The organism is Mycobacterium sp. NPDC050441 (assembly GCF_040655355.1).
Lineage (GTDB): Bacteria > Actinomycetota > Actinomycetes > Mycobacteriales > Mycobacteriaceae > Mycobacterium.
In genome coordinates this window covers 313,973-333,454 of the sequence record NZ_JBFAJS010000005.1, presented here as the reverse complement: position 1 = coordinate 333,454, position 19,482 = coordinate 313,973, and the positions used below count along the sequence as shown (strand labels likewise).

Below are 19,482 nucleotides of genomic sequence, written 5' to 3'. Positions count from 1 at the left end.
TGGATCGCGAAACTACGCTGCCACGTATGAGCAAACTGGACGGAAAGTCGGCAGTCGTTGCTGCCGGTGCGAAGAACCTGGGTGGCCTGATCAGCGCGACGTTGGCTTCGAGGGGTGTCAACGTCGCCGTTCATTACAACAGTGCCTCCAGTGAGGCCGACGCCGACAAGACGGTGGCGGCCGTGCAGGCCGCCGGGGTGAAAGCGGTCAAGGTGCAGGGGGACCTGACCGTGCCGGCCAATGTCGAGAAACTCTTCGACACGGCCGTCGACGCATTCGGCAGCGTCGACATCGCGATCAACACCGTCGGCAAGGTGCTGCGGAAGCCGTTCGCGGAAACCACTGAGGCCGAATACGACTCGATGTTCGACATCAACGCCAAAGCGGCCTACTTCTTCCTGCAGCAGGCAGGCAAGCGACTCAATGACAACGGCTCGGTCGTCACGATCGTGACCGCACTGCTGGCGGCCTACACCGACGGGTACTCCACCTACGCGGGCTCCAAGAGTCCCGTCGAACACTTCACCCGGGCAGCTTCCAAGGAGTTCGGCGTCCGCGGCATCAATGTCAACAACGTCGCCCCCGGTCCGATGGACACGCCGTTCTTCTATCCGCAGGAGACCCCGGAGCGGGTCGAGTTCCACAAGTCGCAGGCGATGGGCAACCGCCTGACCGAGATCACCGATATCGCCCCGCTGGTGGTGTTCCTCGCCGACGAGGGCCACTGGATCAACGGTCAGACCATCTTCGCCAACGGTGGCTACACCACGCGCTAGTCGTGCAAAAAGCGAAAGTCCCCGCACGCCAGAGCGTGTCGGGGACTTTGCGCTCGCGCTGAAGATTTACAGCGGGATGTTCTTGTGGCGGCCGCGCCGGTGCGGGGCCTCGGCCAGTGCCTGCGTCAGCTTGCTGCGGGTATGGGCCGGATCGATCTTCTCGTCGACCACGCCGATCTCGATCGCCGAATCCACACCGCCGGCGATGCGCTCATGCTCGATCGCGAGTTCCTCGTGCAGCGCCTCACGCTCGTGATCCGGGGCGGCGGCCAGCTTGCGCTTGTGCAGGATGCCGACGGCGGCCTTGGCGCCCATCACGGCGACCTCGGCGTCCGGCCAGGCGAACACCTTCGTGGCATTGAGCGAACGCGAGTTCATCGCGATGTAGGCGCCGCCGTAGATCTTGCGGGTCACCAGGGTGACGCGGGGGACCGAGGACTCACCGAATGCGTGCAGCAGCTTGGCGCCGCGACGGACCACGCCGCCCCATTCCTGATCCACGCCCGGCAGGTAGCCCGGAACGTCGACGACGACCACCAGTGGAATGCCGAAGGCGTCGCACAGCCGCACGAAACGTGCTGACTTCTCGGCGCTTTCGGAGTTCAGGCAGCCACCGAGACGCAGTGGGTTGTTGGCGATCACGCCGACCGACCGGCCCGCGAGCCGGCCGAGACCGACCACGATCGACGGGGCCCACTTAGCCTGGAATTCCTCGAACGGCACGCCCTCGTCGAGCAGAGCCTCGATGATCGGGTGCACGTCGTAGGCGCGACGAGCCGATTCGGGCATCAGCGCGGTCAGGTCGGTGTCGCCGGCCTCGGCCTTGGTCCGATCGAAATGGCCCTGCTGGCTGAACAATCCGACCAGACGACGACCGCGCTCGTAAGCGTCGAGCTCGTCGTCGGCCACGATGTGGCACACACCGGACTTCTTGTGGTGGGCGTCGGGGCCGCCGAGCGACACCATGTCGACGTCCTCACCGGTGACGCTGCGAACGACGTCCGGACCGGTGACGAACACCTTGCTGTCCGGGGCCATGATGATGACGTCGGTCAGGGCCGGTCCGTAGGCCGCACCGCCGGCAGCGAAGCCGACGACCACCGAGATCTGCGGGATGTAACCCGACGCCCGGATCATCGCCTCGAAGACCAGACCGACCGCGTGCAGCGCCTTGACGCCCTCGGCCAGCCGCGCGCCGCCGGAGTGCCAGATCCCCACGATCGGGCTCTGCTCCTCGATCGCGTTGTCGTACGCGTTGACGATGTGGGCGCAGCCCTCGATGCCCATGGCGCCGCCCATCACGGTGCCGTCGGTGCAGAACGCCACCGTACGAACGCCGTTGACCGTGCCTGCCGCGGCCAGCACGCCGGAGCGGTCCCGCTCGTGCAGCAGCTGGACGCTGCCGTCATCGAAGAAGGTCTGCAGGCGCAGCAGCGGATCGCGCGGGTCGAGCGATTCAGCAGCAGTTTCGGGGGCCATGATCGTCATAAAGGTCTCCTCTAGTGGAAAGCGCTGGGTCAGTACTTCCCGAAGGCGAGCGCGACGTTGTGCCCACCGAATCCGAACGAATTGTTGATGGCGTACTTGTAGTCGCCTTGTCGCGGCTCACCGGCCACCACGTCCAGATCGATCTCCGGATCGAGGTTGTGCAGGTTGAGCGTCGGGGGAATGACGCCGTCGCGCAGCGCCATCACCGTCAGGATGGACTCGACCGCACCGACCGCGCCGACCGAATGGCCGAGCGCGGACTTGGGCGCGTATACCGCGGGCACATGGCCGCCCATCGCATTGTTGATTGCTTTACCCTCGGCCACATCGCCGACGCTGGTGCCGGTGGCATGCGCGTTGATGTGATCGATGTCAGTGGGCTGCAGGCCCGCCAATTGGATGGCGCGGGTCATGGCGTGACCAGCCTGCTCGCCGTTGGGGTCCGGCGCCACGATGTGGTAGCCGTCAGAGGTGATGCTCGCCCCCATGAGCCGGCCCAGGATATTGGCGCCGCGGGCCTTGGCGTGCTCCTCGGTTTCGATCACCATGAGGGCAGCGCCTTCGCCGAACACAAAGCCGTTGCGATCCTTGTCGAACGGGCGACAAGCGCCTTGGGGATCGTCGTTGCTGTTGGAAAGCACGATGCGCATCTGCGCGAATCCGGCGATCGGCACGGCCTCGATCTTGGTCTCCACGCCACCGCAGATGGCGATATCGGCTTCCCCGAGCACGATGTTGCGCCACGCGTTCGCGATCGCCTCCGAGCCGGACGCACAGGCCGAGATCAGGGTGCTGACGCCGGCCTTGGCCTTGCGTTCGAGACCGACGGCCGCCGCCGCCCCGTTCGGCATGTACATCTGGACCACCAGCGGCGACACGGCGCGTAGGCCCTTGTTCCGCATGGCGTCATAGGCGAACAGGAGTTCCTCAGAAGAACCCATGCCGGTGCCGATGGACACCATGAGGCGGCGGGTATCGACCTCCGGGGAGCCTGCATTGGCCCAAACCCGGCGGCCGATCACCGTCGACATCTTCTGCAAATATGACAGCCGGCGCAGTTCGACCCGCGTCAGCTCATGATCGAAATCCTCTAGGAGGTGCCCGCCGATACGAACCGGCAGGTCGTACTGCTCGACGAACGGGTCGGTGAGTAACCGGATCCCGCTCTGACTGTCGAGCAGCTTCTTCCAGGTGTTCTCAGCATCGGTTGCCAGCGCCGTTGACATGGCTACGCCGGTGACAACCACATTGGGAAGACCATTCCCAGTGGACAATCCCGCCATATTTACGGAGTTCTTCCTTCCGTGCATTCCCTCGGTTGTTTTACCTTCCGGGGGTACCTACCGGGTCGTGTGCCCGGCCTCAGTACTTCCCAAAGGCCAGAGCCACATTGTGGCCACCGAACCCGAACGAGTTGTTGATGGCGTACTTGTAGTCGCCATAACGAGGCTCGCCCGCAACCACATCGAGATCGATCTCGGGATCCGGTGTCTCGTAGTTCAGCGTCGGGGGAATCACGCCGTCCCGCAACGCGAGGACCGTCAACACCGACTCCAGCGCACCGACTGCACCGATCGAGTGACCCAACGCCGACTTCGGCGCGTAGACCGCAGCGTTCTGACATCCGGCAACCCGGATGGCGTTGGCCTCGGCGGTGTCACCGATCGGGGTGGCCGTGCCGTGGGCATTGATGTGTTCAATGTCCTTGGCTTCCAGGCCTGCGGTTTCCATCGCACGCTTCATCGCGGCACCGGCACGCTGACCGTTGTCCGCCGGAGCGACCATATGGAAGGCGTCCGAGGTGATACCGGCACCCATCACGCGGGCCAGCGGCTTGGCGCCACGAGCCAGGGCGTGCTCCTCGGTCTCGATGATCATCATCGCGCCGGCTTCACCGAACACGAAGCCATCGCGATCCTTGTCGAACGGCCTGGACGCACCCGCGGGATCGTCATTGCGGGTCGACATGGCGCGCATCATCGAGAACGCCGCGATCGGCAGTGCCTCGATACCGCCTTCCACGCCGCCGACAACGGCGAAGTCCGCGTCACCCATCACGATCTGACGCCAGCCGTGGGCGATGGCCTCAGAACCCGACGAGCATGCCGACACCGGGGTGATGACCCCGGCGCGGGCACCCAGCTCCAGGCCGGCAACCGCGGCGGCACCATTCGGCATGATCATCTGAACGGCGAGCGGGCTGACCTTTCGGATCCCGCCCTCGTTCATCGCGTCGTAGGTCTCGACGATCTTCTCGCCACCACCGAGACCGGTGCCGATCACGACCGCGAAACGATCCGGATCGACCTCGGGCGCACCCGCGTTCTTCCACAGCCGGCGGGCCAGCACCAAAGACATGCGCTGCACGTAGGAATTACGGCGCAACTCGATGCGGGTCAGGTGACTGTCGATGTCGTCGACCAGGTGACCACCGATACGCACCGGAAGGTCCCACTTGGTGACGAAGTCGTCGGTCAACTCACGGATGCCGCTTTCTCCGGCCAGGAGGCCCTTCCACGTGCTCTCGATGTCAGCAGCGAGCGCCGTGGTGGCCTCCACGGCAGTCACCACGACGTTCGGGAAGCCTCCGTTAGCAGTGGAAGGTCTGGTCATTCCGAGCCAAACTTCTCGCGCAGGGCGGCGGCAGCCTCGGGGTTCTCTTCTTCGAGCTTCTGGATGTAGGAGACGACGTCACCGACGGTGCGCAGGCCGGCCAGATCCTCGTCGGGGATCTTCACGCCGTACTTGTCCTCGGTCTGGACGGCGATCTCAACCATCGACAGCGAGTCGATGTCCAGGTCGTCGACGAACGACTTCTCCGGGGTCACCTCAGACGGCTCGATGCCGGTGACCTCTTCGATGATCTCGGCGAGACCGGCGATGATTTCTTCTTGACTGGCGGCCACAATGGCTCCTTCTTGTTGTTGAAAGCGCCCTCCGGGTGCGGAGGACAATTCGGGACGTTCTGGTCTTACTGCTTATTCAGTTGTCGCTGGACTTACAGCTCGTCCAAGCCATCCAGGTCTGCGGGGGCCTTGACCGCCCGCGTCGGTGTGCCTTTCAGTTCACGCTTGGCGATACCGACCAGGGTGCCCGCCGGCGGGAACTCGACGATCCCGGCGCGCTCGGCGCCCTGGAAGCGGTCCCGGATGGTGGCGGAGCACAGATCCCAGCGCACCGGCTTGGTCAGCTGGGACACCAGCTTCTCCATGGCATCGGCAGCTGAGGTGACCGGCTGGCCGTCCGCGTTCGACAGGAGTGTCGCGGTGGGCTCAGAGGTCGTTACAGATTCGGCGGCGGCGGAGTACCCGTCCAGCGCGGAGGCCATGTACCGGGTGTGGAACGCGCCTGCGGTGGCCAGCTGACGGACGCGGGCCTTGGCCGGCGGATCCTCGGCGAGCTTCTCCAGCGCAGCGATCGCGCCTGCGGCCACGATCTGGCCCGCGGCGTTGCGATTGGCGGCGATCAGGTCGAGCGACTCCAGCCGGGCCAGCACCTCGGCCTCGTCGCCGCCGAGCACCGCGGACATGCCGGTCGGCTCGACCGCGCAGGCCTTGGCCATCTCGGCGCCACGGGTGGCGGCCAGCTTGACCGCATCGTCGGCAGAGATGACGCCGGCGATGGCGTAGGCGGCGATCTCGCCGACGGAATGGCCTGCGACCAGTGTCTCGGCGGTCTCGGGCACACCGCGCTTCGTCAGTTCCTCGTAGGCCAGCAGCGTGGCGGCCACCACCAGCGGCTGCGTCACCGCGGTGTCGGTGATCTCCTCGGCGGTGGCGGTGGTTCCCAGGCGCGCCAGATCCAGGCCGCTGATCTGCGACCACGTGGCGAGGCGGTCGGCCGCACCGGGCAGCTCCAGCCAAGGGGAGAGCATGCCGGGCGTCTGCGATCCCTGTCCGGGAGCGAGCAATGCGAGCACGGGTTGAGGCACGTCTTTAAGAGAACACTGTGAAGACGGTTTTGTGGGGTGTAAGAGATTATGAACCTTGTCTTATGTTTTTGTAGGTTCCCCACAAAAGTGCATGTGATGCGACGTTGCCTTCACCGGAGCGAAATCTGTCACAGCCTCTCCGACGCCGGTTGAGCCCAGTTCAGGCCCGTTGTCTGGCCGAATGTGCCGGGCGAATCGCCGGTATCACGATGGTTCCGGCATTTGGCGTGCTCGGCTGGTATGGCTGTTTGCTCAGTCTGCCGGTTGTCGAAGCCACACGCAGCACGTACGCATCTCGCGGCACCGCTGGATCGCGGCCGGTGAAATCGCCGATCCGTTTCAGCCGGTAGCGGACCGTGTTTGGATGAACGAACAATTTGCGTGCACAAGCTTCTATGGCACCCCCGGAATCCAGGAATGCGTCCAGGGTCTCCGTGAGTGCCGGGCCGGCATCGGCCAGCGGGCGCATGACCTCGCTCTCCAGTGCCGCGATCGCCGTGGCATCGCCCATCAGGGCCCGTTCGGGCAGCAGCTCGCGCGCTGACACCGGCCGGGGCGCGCCGGGCCAGCCGGCCACCGCATTCATCCCGGAGATCGCCTCGGTGGCGCTGCGGTGCGCCGCCGTCAGCGTCGGGGAGGTCGGCCCGGTCACCACCGGGCCGTCGGCGAACACCGACAGCAGGTCGGACAGGAAGCGGTCGGTTGCTGACAGCGCCCCAGACACGATCGTCACCAACCAGGTCCCGTGCACATCGGACAGTGCTGCCCGGTCGTGGCGCTTCACGACGTCATGGATGTCGTCGCGGGCCAGGTCCAACCGGTCCGGTCGCGGCAGGCCGACGATCACCGTGGCCGGCGCGGTCGCATCCCAGTTCAGGGCTGCGGCCTGGGACTGCAGCTCGGGTCCGGTGTCTCCGCGCACCACGGCGTCGACGACGTTGGCCTCCATCCGCAGATCCCAGGCGCCTCGGGCCTCGGCCTGGTCGGCGTAGGCGCTGGCCGCCGCGAACGCCAGGTCCCGGCTGTAGCGCAGGATGCCCGCGGTCAGCGCGTTGAGCTGGGCCTCGGATCGGGCCAGCAGCGGCACCACCTCCTCGAAGAACTCCATCGAGGTCCGCACCATCTCGACCGACTGGCGCAGTGCGATCCGGCGGCGCAGGTCCTGCGGCACCACTTCGAAGGCCTGGGCGGTATAGCTGACGTCGCTGGTCGGGTCTCGCATCCATTCGACGAAGTTGACCACGGCGGTCTGCACCACCAGCTGCACGCTGGCCCGCTGCGATGCGTCGAGATCGGAGAAGAAGTCCAGGCGCTCCGCCATGGCGTGTACCGCCTCGGTGGCCAGCCGGCCGGAATACTGCTTCAACCGGCGCAGCACCGAGTCGGGCACGCTCTCAAGGACCTCGACGGTCGACTTGGGCGGAACGAACCGCTTGTCGGTCATCCCTAAAAGCTACGCCACTTTTCTGGTGGATTCCTCCAAGTAGCCCCGCGCGAGCGGCAGCCCTCCATCCGGAGGGGCCGCCCGCGCGGGGCCACTGGCTAGGCGCTGCCGGTGTCGACGTAGGACACGGCCGCGGCGAACACGTCGTCGATCTTGTACTGCTTGGCCGCCGCGATGGGCACCGACGGATCGATCTCGCCGTCACGCGCCAGCCCCTCCAGCGCCGCCACCACAACCGACTCGGCGTCGGTGTTGAAGAAACGCCGTGCCGCCGGCCGGGTGTCGGAGAAGCCGAAGCCGTCGGTACCCAGCGTGATGTAGGTCCCCGGGACCCACTGCCGGATCTGCTCGGGCACCGCACGCATCCAGTCCGACACCGCCACCACCGGGCCCGCTGCATCGGCCAGGGCGCTGGTGACGTGCGGGGTGCGGGCGGGCTGATCCGGATGGCGCAACCGGTGCCGCTCGATCTCCACGCCTTCGCGGTTGAGCTCGCCCCAGCTGGTCACCGACCACACGTCGGCGGCCACATCCCACTCTGCCGCCAGCATGTCCGCCGCGCGCAGCGCCTCGGGCATCGATACACCCGACGCCAGGATCTGAGCGGTGTTCGTGCGTTGTTCGGGAGCCCGGCGGTAGCGGTACATGCCGCGCAGCAGGGCCTCGGTGTCCAGGTTGGCGGGCTCTGCGGGCTGCACGTAGGGCTCGTTATAGATGGTGATGTAGAAGAACACGTTCTCGGCGTGCTCCCCGTACATCCGCTGCAGACCGCTCTCGATGATGTGGGCGACCTCGTAGGCGAACGCCGGGTCATAGGTCACCGCAGCCGGGTTGGTCGACGCCAGCAGCAGCGAATGGCCGTCGGCGTGCTGCAGGCCCTCGCCGGTCAGCGTGGTGCGCCCGGCCGTCGCCCCCAGCACGAAGCCCTTGGCCATCTGATCGGCCGCCGCCCACAGGCCGTCGCCGGTGCGCTGGAACCCGAACATCGAATAGAAGATGTAGATCGGGATCATCGGCTCGTTGTGGGTGGAGTACGACGTGCCCACCGCGGTGAACGACGATGTCGACCCGGCCTCGTTGATGCCCTCGTGCAGGATCTGGCCGATCTCGGATTCCTTGTAGGCCAGCATCAGTGCCGAGTCCACCGAGGTGTACAGCTGCCCGTTGCGGTTGTAGATCTTCAGGCTGGGGAACCACGAGTCCATGCCGAAGGTGCGGGCCTCGTCGGGGATGATCGGCACCAGGCGCGGACCGATGTTCTTGTCCCGCAACAGTTCCTTGAAGGTGCGCACCGTCGCCATGGTGGTGGCCACGGCCTGGTTACCGGATCCCTTCTTCAGCACCGAGTAGGCGTCGGAGGAGGGCAGCGCCAACGGGGTGGTCTTGTTGCGGCGCGCCGGGACGAACCCGCCCAGGGCGCGGCGACGGTCCAGCAGGTACCGGATCTCAGGTGTCTCGGGCCCCGGGTGGTAGTACGGCGGCAGGTAGGGATCCTGCTCGAGCTGCTCATCGGTGATCGGCACCCGCGTGACGTCACGGAAATCCTTGAGATCTTGCAGCGCAAGCTTTTTCATCTGGTGCGTGGCATTGCGGCCCTCGAAGTGGCTGCCCAGTGTGTAGCCCTTGATGGTCTTGGCCAGGATGATCGTCGGCTGGCCCTTGTGCTCCATCGCGGCACGGTATGCGGCATACACCTTGCGGTAGTCGTGACCGCCGCGCTTGAGGTTCCAGATCTCCTGATCGGTCATCGGCTCGACCAGGGCCTTGGTGCGCGGGTCGCGGCCGAAGAAGTGGTCGCGTACGTAGGCGCCGTCGTTGGCCTTGTAGGTCTGGTAGTCGCCGTCGGGCGTGGTGTTCATCAGGTTGACCAGCGCGCCGTCGCGGTCGGCGTGCAGCAGCGCATCCCACTCGCGGCCCCAGACGACCTTGATGACGTTCCAGCCGGCGCCGCGGAAGAAGGACTCCAGCTCCTGGATGATCTTGCCGTTGCCGCGCACCGGGCCGTCCAGGCGCTGCAGGTTGCAGTTCACCACGAAGGTCAGGTTGTCCAGCGCCTCGTTGGCCGCCACCTGGATCAGGCCGCGGCTCTCCGGCTCATCCATCTCGCCGTCGCCGAGGAATGCCCACACGTGCTGATCGGAGGTGTCCTTGATACCGCGGTCATGCAGGTAGTGGTTGAACCGGGCCTGGTAGATCGCGTTCATCGGGCCCAGGCCCATCGACACCGTCGGGAATTCCCAGAAATCCGGCATCAGGCGCGGGTGCGGGTAGGACGGCAGGCCGCCGCCGGGATGGCTGTGTTCCTGGCGGAAACCATCCAGTTGGTCGGTCGTCAGCCGGCCTTCCAGGAAGGCGCGCGCGTAGATGCCGGGGGAGGCGTGCCCCTGGATGAAGACCTGGTCGCCGCCGCCCGGGTGGGATTTGCCGCGGAAGAAGTGGTTGAACCCGACCTCGTACAGCGACGCCGACGACGCGTACGTCGAAATATGCCCGCCCACACCGACTCCCGGGCGCTGGGCGCGGTGCACCATGATGGCCGCGTTCCACCGGATCCAGGCGCGGTAGCGTCGCTCGACGTCCTCGTCGCCGGGGAACCAGGGCTCCAGGTCGGTCGGGATGGTGTTGACGTAGTCGGTCGACGTCAGCGCCGGGATGGCGACGCGCTTCTCGCGGGAGCGCTCCAGCAGGCGAAGCATCAGGTACCGGGCACGGGCCGGACCGGATCGCTCCAGTAACTCGTCGAATGACTCCAGCCATTCCGCGGTCTCGTCGGTGTCGATATCCGGAAGGTAGGAGGCAACTCCCTCCCGGATGACCCGTACCCGGTCGGGTTCGGCTGCGGTAGAGGAGTTTTGGGCCAGATCCTGGCGCACGAACTCGGTGGTCAACTTCCGCTCCTTGTTAGGCGGTAACAACTAACAGTGCTTGTGGCACCTTCTATCGTCCACCCATCTTGCCGCTTCCGTGCCGCTGGGGGTGGCGGTGCGCAAGTTACTCATCGGTTGCTTTGTGAACCGGTAACGTCTGCAGATCGTGCCGGTTGATGGGCGGTTTGGGACAAAGGCGCGGATCGCCGCGCGCGCACTCGGTGGCGCTGCGGTGATCGCGATGGTCGTGGTGGGTTGTACGTCCGTTACCGGCGGTACCGCACAGGTTGATTCGGCCGCGGCCCCCGATTACCGGGCGTCGGTGAAGGCGTCCATCGAAGAATCCTCGGCAAGCTCGGTGACCCGCGAATCCGAACGCCAGGCCTCATTGACCACGCGCGCCGTGCACACCGTGTGCGAGGACCTCAGCACCTCTGCCGTCGACGCGGTCAACGCCGTCAACGGCTACGTCGAGGCGGTCAACAACGGTGGCGACACCGCGGCCAAGGCCGGCCCCGCGATCGACGGGCTCAACCGGAGCGCCGATCTGGTCAGTTCCGGCCTGTCCGACGCGCTGTCCCCGGATCTGCACGCCGCCCTGACCGAGTGGATCGACTCGGCGAGAGTCCTCGTCAGCGCCATTTCCGGCCATGTCGGCCCGGACCAGTTCAACTCGGCATCGCAGCGCTCGAACACCGCGCGAGAGAACGCACTGACCAGATGCGACAAGGCTTACTGACAGGTGGGCGGACAAACTCGCCTGCCGGACACCCGCACAGATGCCTCGCCGTGCGACGATAGGTCGCAACACGCATCGCGCACGTGAGTGAACGAGTGGTGGTCAAAGTCTTGAGAGAGGCTCGAAGAGAGGTTAAGGAGGACCGAAGGTGGTCGCGGCGGGGACGGACTCAGGCCCGAACTACGCCCACATACTGGGCATCCAGAAGGATCAGATAGTCCAGGAACTGGGTTGGGACGAGGATAGCGACGACGACATCCGGGTCGACATCGAAGAAGCGTGCGGGTCAGAGCTGCTCGACGAAGATTCGGACGAGGTCGTCGACGTGGTTTTGCTTTGGTGGCGGGACGACGACGGGGATCTCGTCGACCGGCTCATGGATGCCATCACTCCACTCGCCGAAGACGGCGTGATCTGGGTGGTGACTCCAAAGACAGGTAAACCCGGGCACGTGCTGCCCGCCGAGATCGCCGAATCGGCGCCGACGGCCGGGTTGATGCAGACTTCGTCGGCCAAGTTGGGGGACTGGACGGCGAGCCGGTTGGTGCAGCCGAAGTCGAAGGCCGCGGGCAAGCGGGGGCCGTGATGAGCGCTTGCGCGAACAACAGACGGTGATGCTCGCTGTCGGTACCCCGGCGCCCGATTTCACGCTCCGGGACCAGAACGGCAGGCCCGTCACACTCAGCGCGTACCGCAGCGCCAAAGACGTGCTGGTGGTGTTCTTTCCGTTGGCGTTCACCGGCGTGTGTGAAGGCGAACTCGGAGAGATCCGCGACAAACTCCCGGTGTACGAGAACGACCACACCGCGACACTGGCCATCTCGGTCGGCCCGCCCCCGACGCACAAGATCTGGTCCATCGAAAGTGGATTCACTTTCCCGGTGCTGTCGGATTTCTGGCCGCACGGCGCGGTCACCCAGGCCTACGGCGTGTTCAACTCCGACGCCGGCTACCCCAACCGCGGCACCTTCGTGGTCGACAAGGCCGGGAAGATCCGCTTCGCCGAGATGATGGAACCGGGCCAGGCGCGAGATCAGGCGGTGTGGCGGGACGCATTGGAGGCATTGCAGTCTGAGCGGGGCTGAATTTCCGGTCACGCCGCTTCGGCGTGTACCGTGCCTGCGACGGGGCGCGTAGCTCAGTGGTAGAGCTCTGGTTTTACACACCAGCGGTCGGCGGTTCGATACCGTCCGCGCCCACCATCAAATCCCGGTCCTAAGACCACACCGGCTTTGCGCGCTGCAGCGCGAGTCGTTGCCCGCGCGTGGCGGTATCGCCCCGGCATGACGGGCTCTCCCGGGAGAACTTCATGTTCACGAATCCCGTGAGATCGGGCCGGATGACGTATTTGAACGGAACCGGGCCCGTCTTGTACTCGGGGCTGCCGGGCCGGCATGGCATGCCGGGGTTGACGCGCTCACCGACCCACGCGCCCTGATGCCGATCGGCGGCGGAGTCCCAGGCCAGGTCCAGCTGCCACGTGCCCTCCGGCGCGGGTGAGAGCACGTGCAGACACTGCGGGCCGCACCCCGACAAAGTCCAGTGGTAGGGCTCAGGCGCACGGTCGGCAGAGGTCTCGGTGACGGTATAGAGGCCCGGACGAGGCAGCGGCGGAGCCGGTGGCTCCGGGGCGGCCGCCGGCGGGCCGGATGACGGGAGGCCACCGATCGCAAAACCGATAGCCAGGGAAGCGGCAACCGGGGCAACGAGCTCTTTCAAGGGTTCCTCCGCGTCGGATCATATCCGCGGAATCGCCGATACCCAGCCGTACCACCCGAGTTCAGGTCCCGGCGAAGAACTCCAGTGCGATGCCGTCGGGATCGCGGAAACTGAGCCCGGAGCCGTACGGCGCGTCGACGATCCCGCCGTGGGCGATGCCCAGCCCGTCGAGCCGGTCCACCCAGGTCTGCAGTTCCGAACGCGACGCACAACCGAAGCCGACGTGGTCCAGGCCCACCCGGAACTCGCTGAATGCTCCATCGGGGGCGGGATTCCGGTGTTGATGGATGCCGAACAGCGTGCCGCCGTCCAGTAGCCAGACCAGGTGGTGGAAGCCGGCATCGGTGTCCTCGTCGAGCACCGGATCGGCGCCGAACAACGTGCGGTACCACGGCCTGCTGACCGCCAGGTCTCGTACGGTGACCGCCACATGAGCGAGTGCGGGGAACGTCATCTTTGCCTCCTGAATCAGACCACCCGCTTGCCGAGTCGGTCACGGATCCGCATGTCCCACAGATAGATCTGATAACCCAACAGCCACACCTCGTGCGGGATCACGCGATCGGCGACCCGCAGTCCGGTCAGCAGCCGCTCGAAGCGCTGCTGCTGACCGGCCGTCCAGCGCAACTGCATGTGGCTGCGGAACTCCGCGGGCAGAAACCCGGTGGTGGTGAACAGGTTGAACCGTCCGGCCAGCAGCCGCAGCGGGGCGGGCAGGAACGCCAAGAACGCAAAAGTGGCCACTCCATACAAATGTTCGCGCACCGGCGGGTCGATCTGCAGGTCCTGCAGCGACTGCTTCCAGTACGTATCGAAGGCGTCCCGGTCTTCCGGCCACATGTCGTCGCGCACCTGCAAGGTGGTGCCCAGCGCGCGGGCGTCGGCATAGATCGCGTCGGCGGATTCCTCGTCGAGCGGGCCGTAGAGGAACTCATGCATGTCGATGTAGTAGCGGTACAGGCAGGCCGCCACCCACAGTTGCAGCCGAGGATCGAAAGCGTTGTAGGACACCGGGCTTGAGGCCCGTGAGCGGACCAGCGCGTGCACCTTGTCGATCTGGGCGCGCAGCAGCGCGCGGTCGGCATCGGTGCCCATGGTGGCCGCGGCCAGATAGGTGCCGGTGGTGCGGGCCCGTTTGAACGGATGTTTGTAGACATTGCCGCTGTCCACCGGGCTCTCCAGGACCCCGTAACCGACACCGGGGGAGGCCAGCTGCATGATGACGTTGGCCGCGGGCAGCAGCGCCGCCGCCGGGTTGAGCAGATCGGTGACCCGTCGCGGGCGTCGTGGCGGACCCAACCTCATGACTTCGAGTAGACCACCTTGTGAGACGCTGCCGGGGTGTTTGCGCGCAGAAGTCCGCGGGAGTGCCCGCCGGTCTGGCACCGTCGGGCCGTCGGTCTCGCCATGGGGTTCCTGGCCGACCTGCTGCTGGGCGATCCACGCCGCGGGCATCCGGTGGCCGGGTTCGGCACTGGCGCAGCACGGTTGGAAAAGCTGACCTATGCCGACAACCGCGCGGCCGGTGCAGTACACACCGGGCTGCTGCTCGGTGGTCTGGCCGGGCTGGGCTGGGCCGCGGGACGCGGCGACCGCGTCTGGGTGACCGCGGTGGCCACCTATGTCGCGCTCGGCGGGACCTCGCTCAACCGGGTCGGTGGGCAGATGTCGACGCTGCTGCAAACCGCTGACCTCGACGGTGCGCGCGCCCTGCTGCCCTCGTTGTGCGGGCGGGATCCGGCCGCGCTGGACGTCTCGGGCCTGACCCGGGCCACGGTGGAATCGCTGGCCGAGAACACGTCTGATGCCCAGGTGGCGCCGCTGTTGTGGGCGGCGATCGGCGGGGTGCCCGGGGTGCTGGTGTACCGGGGCGCCAACACGCTGGACGCGATGATCGGGCACCGCTCACCGCGGTACGCCTACTTCGGTTGGGCGGCAGCCCGATTCGACGATGTGCTGAACTACCTGCCGGCCCGGTTGACCGGGGTGCTGGCCGCGCTGTGCGCACCGGCCGTGGGTGGGTCACCACGGGCGGCGCTGCGGGCGTGGCGGCGCGATGCGGCCCGCCATCCGAGCCCCAACGCCGGGGTGGCCGAGGCGTCCTTCGCCGGCGCGCTGGGGGTGCGCCTGGGCGGCCCGACCCAGTACGCGCATCAACTGGAGATCCGGCCCACCCTGGGCGACGGCCGCATCCCGGAGGTGATGGATGTGGCCCGCGCGGTGCGGCTCTCGCGTGCGGTACAGGCTTCGGCGGCGGCCGTGTCGGTGCTACTTGTGGTGGTCAGCGGCGCTTGCCGTAGCGGTCGGCGATCTTCTCGTCGGCGGTGAGCTCCCGGGCCGGTTCCTTCGAGGCTGCCTGGGCGGCGGCCCGTTCGCGCCTGCGCTGCTGCAACTCGGCGTAGATGAAGTAGCCGAGACCGAGCGGGGCGACGATACCGAACGCGATCCACTGGATGCCGTAGGACAGGAACGGTCCGGCGTCGAGGTGCGGAAGGGAGATCTCCCCGAGACCGCCGGGTTGGTCGCCCACCAGCTGTAGATACGACCCGGTCAGCGCAACGCCGGTCAGCGAGGCGATCTGGTCGGTGTTGATCGAGTACACCTGCTGTGCGCCGTCGTCGCCGCGGAACGGGTCCTTGCCCACGACAAGGGCTTCCGCATCACGCACCCGGGCGGTGATGGTCACCCGGCCGGCCGGCGCGGCCGCGAACTGCGGCACCTTGTTTCCGTCGATCGGGGTGATGAAGCCGCGATCGACCAGCACCACCGGCCCGCCGTCCACGGCGAACGGCGTGAGGACCTCGAAGGCCGGTTCACCGTCGACCACCCGCAGCCGGGCCAGCACCTCCGACTTCGGCAGGTAATGCCCGGTAGCGGTAACCCGCTGCCACTGGGCGTCGGGCGCGACCGAATCCTGGTGTGGCAGAACGGTGGTCACCGGAACCGGATCGGCCTGCAGCGAATGCGAGATCTGGTTGTTCTCACGCGAAGTCTTCGTGTTCTTGCCCAGCTGCCACGGCGCCAGCACCGTGAAACACAAGTAGACGAAGGCGGCCACCACGATGAACAACGCCACCCATTGCGGTCGCAGCAGGAAGGTCAAGCGTCGCATCAGACTGCCGTTCCCTGGATTCCCCGGCCGGCCAGCGCCGCGTCGACCCAGGCGTGCAGACCGGGCAGGGACGCCTCGATCACGGTGAACACATCCTCGAAATCGGTCTTGCCGCCGTAGTACGGATCCTCCACGTCGAGGGCGTGTGCGCCCGACCGCGGGTCGAACGAGCGCAGCATCCGCAGCCGGTCGCCCGTCACGCCCAGATCGGTCAGGATTCGCTGGTGATTGCGGCCCAGCGCGACCACCATGTCGGCACCGAGATGGTCATCGCAGACCTGGGCGGCGACGTGATCGTCGGGATAACCGCGCTCACGCAGCACCAGGCAGGCGCGGCTGTCGGCGCCGTCACCGGCGTGCCAGCCGCCGGTACCGCCGCTGCTCACCCGGACCACATCGGCCAGGCCGCGCTCGCGGATCTGATGGGCGAACATCTTCTCGGCCATCGGGGACCGGCAGATGTTGCCCGAGCACACGAACGTGACGTGCAGCTGCGTCTCCGTCGGCTCAGACACCGAGCACCTCCCGAAGCGCGGCGACGGTGTCGACGTGGGCGTGCGCGGTCACCGCGGCGGGCCCGGTGAAATCGGTGGCGCCGTAGCCCCAGCCGACCACCACGGTGTCGATGCCGTGCTCGGCCGCGCCCTCGACATCGTGCATCCGGTCACCGACCATCAGGACGTGCTGCGGCAGGGGCTGCAACTGGGCCAGTGCATAGGCGACCACGTCGGCCTTGGCCGCCCGGACCCCGTCCGGGCTGGCCCCGGCGATCACCTCGAAGTAGCCGTCCAGGCCGAAATGCTCCAGGATGCGCCGCGCGGTGGGCTCCGCCTTCGAGGTGGCCACCGCCAGCCGTACTCCTGAGGCCTGCAGATCTGCCAACAGTGCCTCGACGCCGTCGAACAGGCTGTTCATCGCCCAGCCGCGGCTCGTGTAATCGGCGCGGTAGGCCGCGATCGCGGCGTCGGCATCGAAGCTGGTCTCGCCCAGACTCAACGCCTGCAACGTCTCGTGCATGGGCGGGCCGACGATGCGTCCGGCCAGGTCGCCGTCCGGGATGCCGGCGCCGACGTGGGTCAGCGCGTGACGGAAACTCGACACGATCCCGGCCGCCGAATCGGTCAGGGTGCCGTCGAGATCGAAGAGCACCAGCTGCGGTCGGGTGAGTTCCAGCGTGTCGGTCACGTGCCCATTCTCCCGTATGCCGCGGGCGGTCCTCCGACCACTAGTGTCGTGCTGTGCCACATCCACCCCGTGCAGGCGCCCGGTACCACGGCGACCAGGCCGCATTGCCGGGAATGCTGGACTTCGCGGTCAACGTCCGCGCCGGTGGTCCGCCGGTCTGGCTGACCGACCGGCTGGCCGCCCGACTGCCCGATCTGGGCAGTTACCCGAGCCAGGCCGATCAGCGCCGTGCCGCCGAAGCGGTCGCGGTGCGCCACGGCCGCAGTGCCGACGAGGTGGCCCTGCTGGCCGGCGGCGCCGAGGGATTCGCCCTGCTGGCCGGGCTACGGCCACGCCTGGCCGCGCTGGTCGCCCCGTCGTTCACCGAACCCGAAGCCGTGCTGGCCGCGGCCGGTGTGCCGATCCAGGACGTGGTGCTGCCGTTCCCGTTCACACTGGCAGGCGTTGTGGTGCCGGACGAGGCGGACCTGGTGGTGATCGGCAACCCGACCAATCCGACCGGGGTGCTGCACCGCGTCGACGACATCCTGGCGCTGCGCCGCCCCGGCAGGCTGGTGGTGGTGGACGAGGCGTTCGCCGACGGCATTCCCGGCGAGGCCCAGACGTTGGCTGGCGAGTCGCTGCCCGACGTGCTGGTGCTGCGCAGCCTGACCAAGACGTGGTCACTGGCCGGGCTGCGGGTGGGATACGCCCTCGGTGCACCCGACGTGCTGGCCCGGCTCACCGCGCCGCGCCCGCACTGGCCGCTGGGCACCCTGCAACTGGAGGCCATCGCCGCGGCCAGCAGTCCCGAAGCGGTGGCCGAGGCCGATGCCGGCGCCCGGCGGCTCGCCGGGCTGAGGGCCTCGATGGTCGCCAGGCTCGATGCGCTCGGGTTGGGCGTGGTGGCCGGCGAGGCGCCATTTGTGCTGTTCACAGTGCCCGACGCCGAGCTGATGCGAAAACATCTGGAAAGCAAAGGCATCGCGGTACGGCGTTGCGATACTTTCGTGGGCCTGCCGGAAAACTACCTGCGTGCAGCAGTGCGGCCGGAATGGCCCGTACTCATCGACGCCATGAGGGAGGTGCTGCAATGAGCGCGCGACCGGCCGGGGTGCCGTTGGCCGACGTGATCGCGGCACTGGACGTGGCGTACCCGCCGCACCTGGCCCACGATTGGGACTCGGTCGGGTTGGTGTGCGGTGACCCCGGCGAAGCCGTCGAATCGGTGACCATCGCCGTCGACGCGACCGCGGCGGTGATCGACGAGGTGCCCGAGCGCGGTCTGCTGCTGGCCCACCATCCGCTGCTGTTGCGGGGTGTGGACACCGTGGCCGCCGACACCGCCAAGGGCGCCCTGATCCACCGGCTGATCCGCACCGGACGAGCCCTGTTCACCGCCCACACGAATGCGGATGCCGCATCGCCCGGGGTCTCCGACGCACTGGCCGAGGCGCTGGGCCTGACCGTCGAGGCGGTCCTGTCGCCGGCGGCGCCGGGCCCCGATCTGGACAAATGGGTGGTGTTCGTGCCGGCCACAGACACCGGCGCGGTGGCCGAAGCACTGTTCGACGCCGGGGCCGGGCGGATCGGCGACTATTCGCACTGCAGTTGGAGCGTGCCCGGCACCGGGCAGTTCCTGCCGCACGACGGGGCCGCCCCGGCCATCGGCGAGGTGGGCACCGTCGAGCAGGTGGCCGAGGACCGGGTGGAGGTGATCGCGCCCTCGCGGCTGCGCGCCACCATCCTGTCCGCCCTGCGGGCCGCCCATCCCTACGAGGAACCGGCCTTCGACATCATCGCGCTGGCGCCGATCCCCGGTAACGTGGGAATCGGCCGGATCGGGCTGTTGGACCGGCCAGAGGCGTTGTCGGCCTTCGCGTCCCGGGTGCGGGCCGCGCTGCCGGCCACCTCGTGGGGGGTGCGGACCTCGGGGGAACCCGACGCCATGGTGTCACGGGTCGCGGTGTGCGGGGGAGCGGGCGACTCACTGCTGGGCACGGTGGCTCGCGCCGACGTACAGGCTTACGTCACATCGGATTTACGGCACCATCCCGCTGATGAGCATCGACGCGCCTCACCGGTCGCGCTTGTCGATGTGGCGCACTGGGCCACCGAGTTTCCCTGGTGCGCCCAGGCCGCCGGAGTGCTGCGCGGGCAGTTCGGTGACGCGCTCCAAGTGCGGGTGTCCTCGGTGCGCACCGATCCGTGGAACGTCGAGTGCTGACCGCAGTAAACGTAT

The 19,482-nt window shown here is 67.3% G+C and carries 20 protein-coding genes and 1 tRNA gene; 8 read left to right on the top strand and 13 right to left on the bottom strand.

What is annotated here, in order from left to right; all coding sequences use genetic code 11:
- The first annotated feature begins 26 nt into the window (after positions 1-26).
- Entirely contained in the window at positions 27-776 is a 750-nt protein-coding gene (locus AB0I14_RS17240) for an SDR family oxidoreductase (RefSeq protein ID WP_358023669.1), read from the top strand.
- A gap of 66 nt (positions 777-842) precedes the next feature.
- On the opposite strand, the gene AB0I14_RS17235 is transcribed toward AB0I14_RS17240, so the two are convergent.
- From AB0I14_RS17235 to aceE, 7 genes are all read right to left on the bottom strand, one after another.
- Positions 843-2,264, bottom strand: a complete 1,422-nt coding sequence (locus AB0I14_RS17235) for an acyl-CoA carboxylase subunit beta (RefSeq protein WP_358023666.1) — start codon at positions 2,262-2,264, stop codon at positions 843-845.
- A gap of 29 nt (positions 2,265-2,293) precedes the next feature.
- Entirely contained in the window at positions 2,294-3,547 is a 1,254-nt protein-coding gene (gene kasB, locus AB0I14_RS17230; protein ID WP_358023663.1) for a 3-oxoacyl-ACP synthase KasB, read from the bottom strand.
- 79 nt (positions 3,548-3,626) lie between these two features.
- Positions 3,627-4,877 carry a 3-oxoacyl-ACP synthase KasA gene (kasA, locus tag AB0I14_RS17225; RefSeq protein ID WP_358023659.1) on the bottom strand — a complete coding sequence of 417 codons (1,251 nt, stop codon included), beginning with the start codon at positions 4,875-4,877 and terminating at the stop codon, positions 3,627-3,629.
- Positions 4,874-5,170: a meromycolate extension acyl carrier protein AcpM gene (gene acpM, locus AB0I14_RS17220; RefSeq protein ID WP_003884427.1), complete on the bottom strand. Its 297-nt coding sequence runs from the start codon at positions 5,168-5,170 to the stop codon at positions 4,874-4,876. Before acpM ends, kasA begins: the two co-directional genes overlap by 4 nt.
- A 92-nt stretch (positions 5,171-5,262) precedes the next feature.
- Positions 5,263-6,183 carry an ACP S-malonyltransferase gene (locus AB0I14_RS17215; RefSeq protein ID WP_358024386.1) on the bottom strand — a complete coding sequence of 307 codons (921 nt, stop codon included), beginning with the start codon at positions 6,181-6,183 and terminating at the stop codon, positions 5,263-5,265.
- A 172-nt stretch (positions 6,184-6,355) separates the two neighbouring features.
- The gene (locus tag AB0I14_RS17210; RefSeq protein WP_358023654.1) at positions 6,356-7,639 is read right to left on the bottom strand and encodes a PucR family transcriptional regulator; all 1,284 of its coding nucleotides are present in this window, start codon (positions 7,637-7,639) and stop codon (positions 6,356-6,358) included.
- 98 nt (positions 7,640-7,737) lie between these two features.
- On the bottom strand, positions 7,738-10,527 hold the full coding sequence (gene aceE, locus AB0I14_RS17205; protein WP_358023650.1) for a pyruvate dehydrogenase (acetyl-transferring), homodimeric type: 2,790 nt from the start codon (positions 10,525-10,527) through the stop codon (positions 7,738-7,740).
- A 145-nt stretch (positions 10,528-10,672) separates the two neighbouring features.
- Here aceE and AB0I14_RS17200 point away from each other — a divergent pair, with 145 nt between their 5' ends.
- From AB0I14_RS17200 to AB0I14_RS17185, 4 genes are all read left to right on the top strand, one after another.
- Positions 10,673-11,245: a hypothetical protein gene (locus tag AB0I14_RS17200; RefSeq protein ID WP_358023647.1), complete on the top strand. Its 573-nt coding sequence runs from the start codon at positions 10,673-10,675 to the stop codon at positions 11,243-11,245.
- Positions 11,246-11,393: 148 nt separating this feature from the next.
- Entirely contained in the window at positions 11,394-11,831 is a 438-nt protein-coding gene (locus tag AB0I14_RS17195) for a DUF3052 domain-containing protein (protein WP_358023644.1), read from the top strand.
- A gap of 28 nt (positions 11,832-11,859) precedes the next feature.
- Positions 11,860-12,330 (top strand): peroxiredoxin, encoded by a 471-nt coding sequence (locus tag AB0I14_RS17190; protein ID WP_358024383.1) that lies wholly within the window; start codon positions 11,860-11,862, stop codon positions 12,328-12,330.
- Positions 12,331-12,372: 42 nt separating this feature from the next.
- Positions 12,373-12,447, top strand: a tRNA-Val gene (locus AB0I14_RS17185).
- A 13-nt stretch (positions 12,448-12,460) separates the two neighbouring features.
- Here AB0I14_RS17185 and AB0I14_RS17180 read toward each other — a convergent pair.
- From AB0I14_RS17180 to AB0I14_RS17170, 3 genes are all read right to left on the bottom strand, one after another.
- Positions 12,461-12,964 carry a hypothetical protein gene (locus AB0I14_RS17180; RefSeq protein ID WP_358023640.1) on the bottom strand — a complete coding sequence of 168 codons (504 nt, stop codon included), beginning with the start codon at positions 12,962-12,964 and terminating at the stop codon, positions 12,461-12,463.
- A 61-nt stretch (positions 12,965-13,025) separates the two neighbouring features.
- Complete coding sequence (locus AB0I14_RS17175; protein WP_358023637.1) at positions 13,026-13,418, bottom strand: VOC family protein; 393 nt, start codon at positions 13,416-13,418, stop codon at positions 13,026-13,028.
- A gap of 14 nt (positions 13,419-13,432) precedes the next feature.
- Positions 13,433-14,269 (bottom strand): oxygenase MpaB family protein, encoded by an 837-nt coding sequence (locus AB0I14_RS17170; protein WP_358023634.1) that lies wholly within the window; start codon positions 14,267-14,269, stop codon positions 13,433-13,435.
- 102 nt (positions 14,270-14,371) lie between these two features.
- On the opposite strand from AB0I14_RS17170, the gene AB0I14_RS17165 reads away from it, so the two are divergent.
- The gene (locus tag AB0I14_RS17165) at positions 14,372-15,292 is read left to right on the top strand and encodes a cobalamin biosynthesis protein (RefSeq protein ID WP_358024380.1); all 921 of its coding nucleotides are present in this window, start codon (positions 14,372-14,374) and stop codon (positions 15,290-15,292) included.
- Here AB0I14_RS17165 and AB0I14_RS17160 read toward each other — a convergent pair.
- The 3 genes from AB0I14_RS17160 to AB0I14_RS17150 are packed head-to-tail and all read right to left on the bottom strand — an operon-like array spanning position 15,246 to position 17,261.
- The gene (locus AB0I14_RS17160; RefSeq protein ID WP_358023631.1) at positions 15,246-16,076 is read right to left on the bottom strand and encodes an SURF1 family protein; all 831 of its coding nucleotides are present in this window, start codon (positions 16,074-16,076) and stop codon (positions 15,246-15,248) included. The two genes, AB0I14_RS17165 and AB0I14_RS17160, sit on opposite strands and share 47 nt — an antisense overlap.
- Positions 16,076-16,591, bottom strand: a complete 516-nt coding sequence (locus tag AB0I14_RS17155) for a low molecular weight protein-tyrosine-phosphatase (RefSeq protein WP_358023628.1) — start codon at positions 16,589-16,591, stop codon at positions 16,076-16,078. Before AB0I14_RS17155 ends, AB0I14_RS17160 begins: the two co-directional genes overlap by 1 nt.
- A complete protein-coding gene (locus tag AB0I14_RS17150; protein WP_358023626.1) occupies positions 16,584-17,261 on the bottom strand; it encodes an HAD-IA family hydrolase in 678 nt (225 codons plus the stop codon). Before AB0I14_RS17150 ends, AB0I14_RS17155 begins: the two co-directional genes overlap by 8 nt.
- 53 nt (positions 17,262-17,314) lie before the next feature.
- Here AB0I14_RS17150 and cobC point away from each other — a divergent pair, with 53 nt between their 5' ends.
- Together cobC and AB0I14_RS17140 are read left to right on the top strand one after the other, a co-directional pair.
- A complete protein-coding gene (cobC, locus tag AB0I14_RS17145) occupies positions 17,315-18,337 on the top strand; it encodes an Rv2231c family pyridoxal phosphate-dependent protein CobC (RefSeq protein WP_358023623.1) in 1,023 nt (340 codons plus the stop codon).
- Positions 18,334-19,467, top strand: coding sequence for a Nif3-like dinuclear metal center hexameric protein (locus tag AB0I14_RS17140; RefSeq protein ID WP_358023620.1), 1,134 nt, complete (start codon positions 18,334-18,336; stop codon positions 19,465-19,467). The genes cobC and AB0I14_RS17140 overlap by 4 nt, the downstream gene beginning before the upstream one ends.
- Positions 19,468-19,482 lie beyond the last annotated feature (15 nt).

Coding starts and splice junctions, on each gene's coding strand:
- AB0I14_RS17140 (WP_358023620.1), top strand. CDS start 18,334: ATGAGCGCGCGACCGGCCGGGGTGCCGTTGGCCGACGTGATCGCGGCA.
- AB0I14_RS17165 (WP_358024380.1), top strand. CDS start 14,372: ATGGGGTTCCTGGCCGACCTGCTGCTGGGCGATCCACGCCGCGGGCAT.
- AB0I14_RS17235 (WP_358023666.1), bottom strand. CDS start 2,264: ATGACGATCATGGCCCCCGAAACTGCTGCTGAATCGCTCGACCCGCGC.
- AB0I14_RS17240 (WP_358023669.1), top strand. CDS start 27: ATGAGCAAACTGGACGGAAAGTCGGCAGTCGTTGCTGCCGGTGCGAAG.
- AB0I14_RS17160 (WP_358023631.1), bottom strand. CDS start 16,076: ATGCGACGCTTGACCTTCCTGCTGCGACCGCAATGGGTGGCGTTGTTC.
- kasB (WP_358023663.1), bottom strand. CDS start 3,547: ATGGCGGGATTGTCCACTGGGAATGGTCTTCCCAATGTGGTTGTCACC.
- kasA (WP_358023659.1), bottom strand. CDS start 4,877: ATGACCAGACCTTCCACTGCTAACGGAGGCTTCCCGAACGTCGTGGTG.
- AB0I14_RS17170 (WP_358023634.1), bottom strand. CDS start 14,269: ATGAGGTTGGGTCCGCCACGACGCCCGCGACGGGTCACCGATCTGCTC.
- AB0I14_RS17190 (WP_358024383.1), top strand. CDS start 11,860: ATGCTCGCTGTCGGTACCCCGGCGCCCGATTTCACGCTCCGGGACCAG.
- AB0I14_RS17210 (WP_358023654.1), bottom strand. CDS start 7,639: ATGACCGACAAGCGGTTCGTTCCGCCCAAGTCGACCGTCGAGGTCCTT.
- AB0I14_RS17175 (WP_358023637.1), bottom strand. CDS start 13,418: ATGACGTTCCCCGCACTCGCTCATGTGGCGGTCACCGTACGAGACCTG.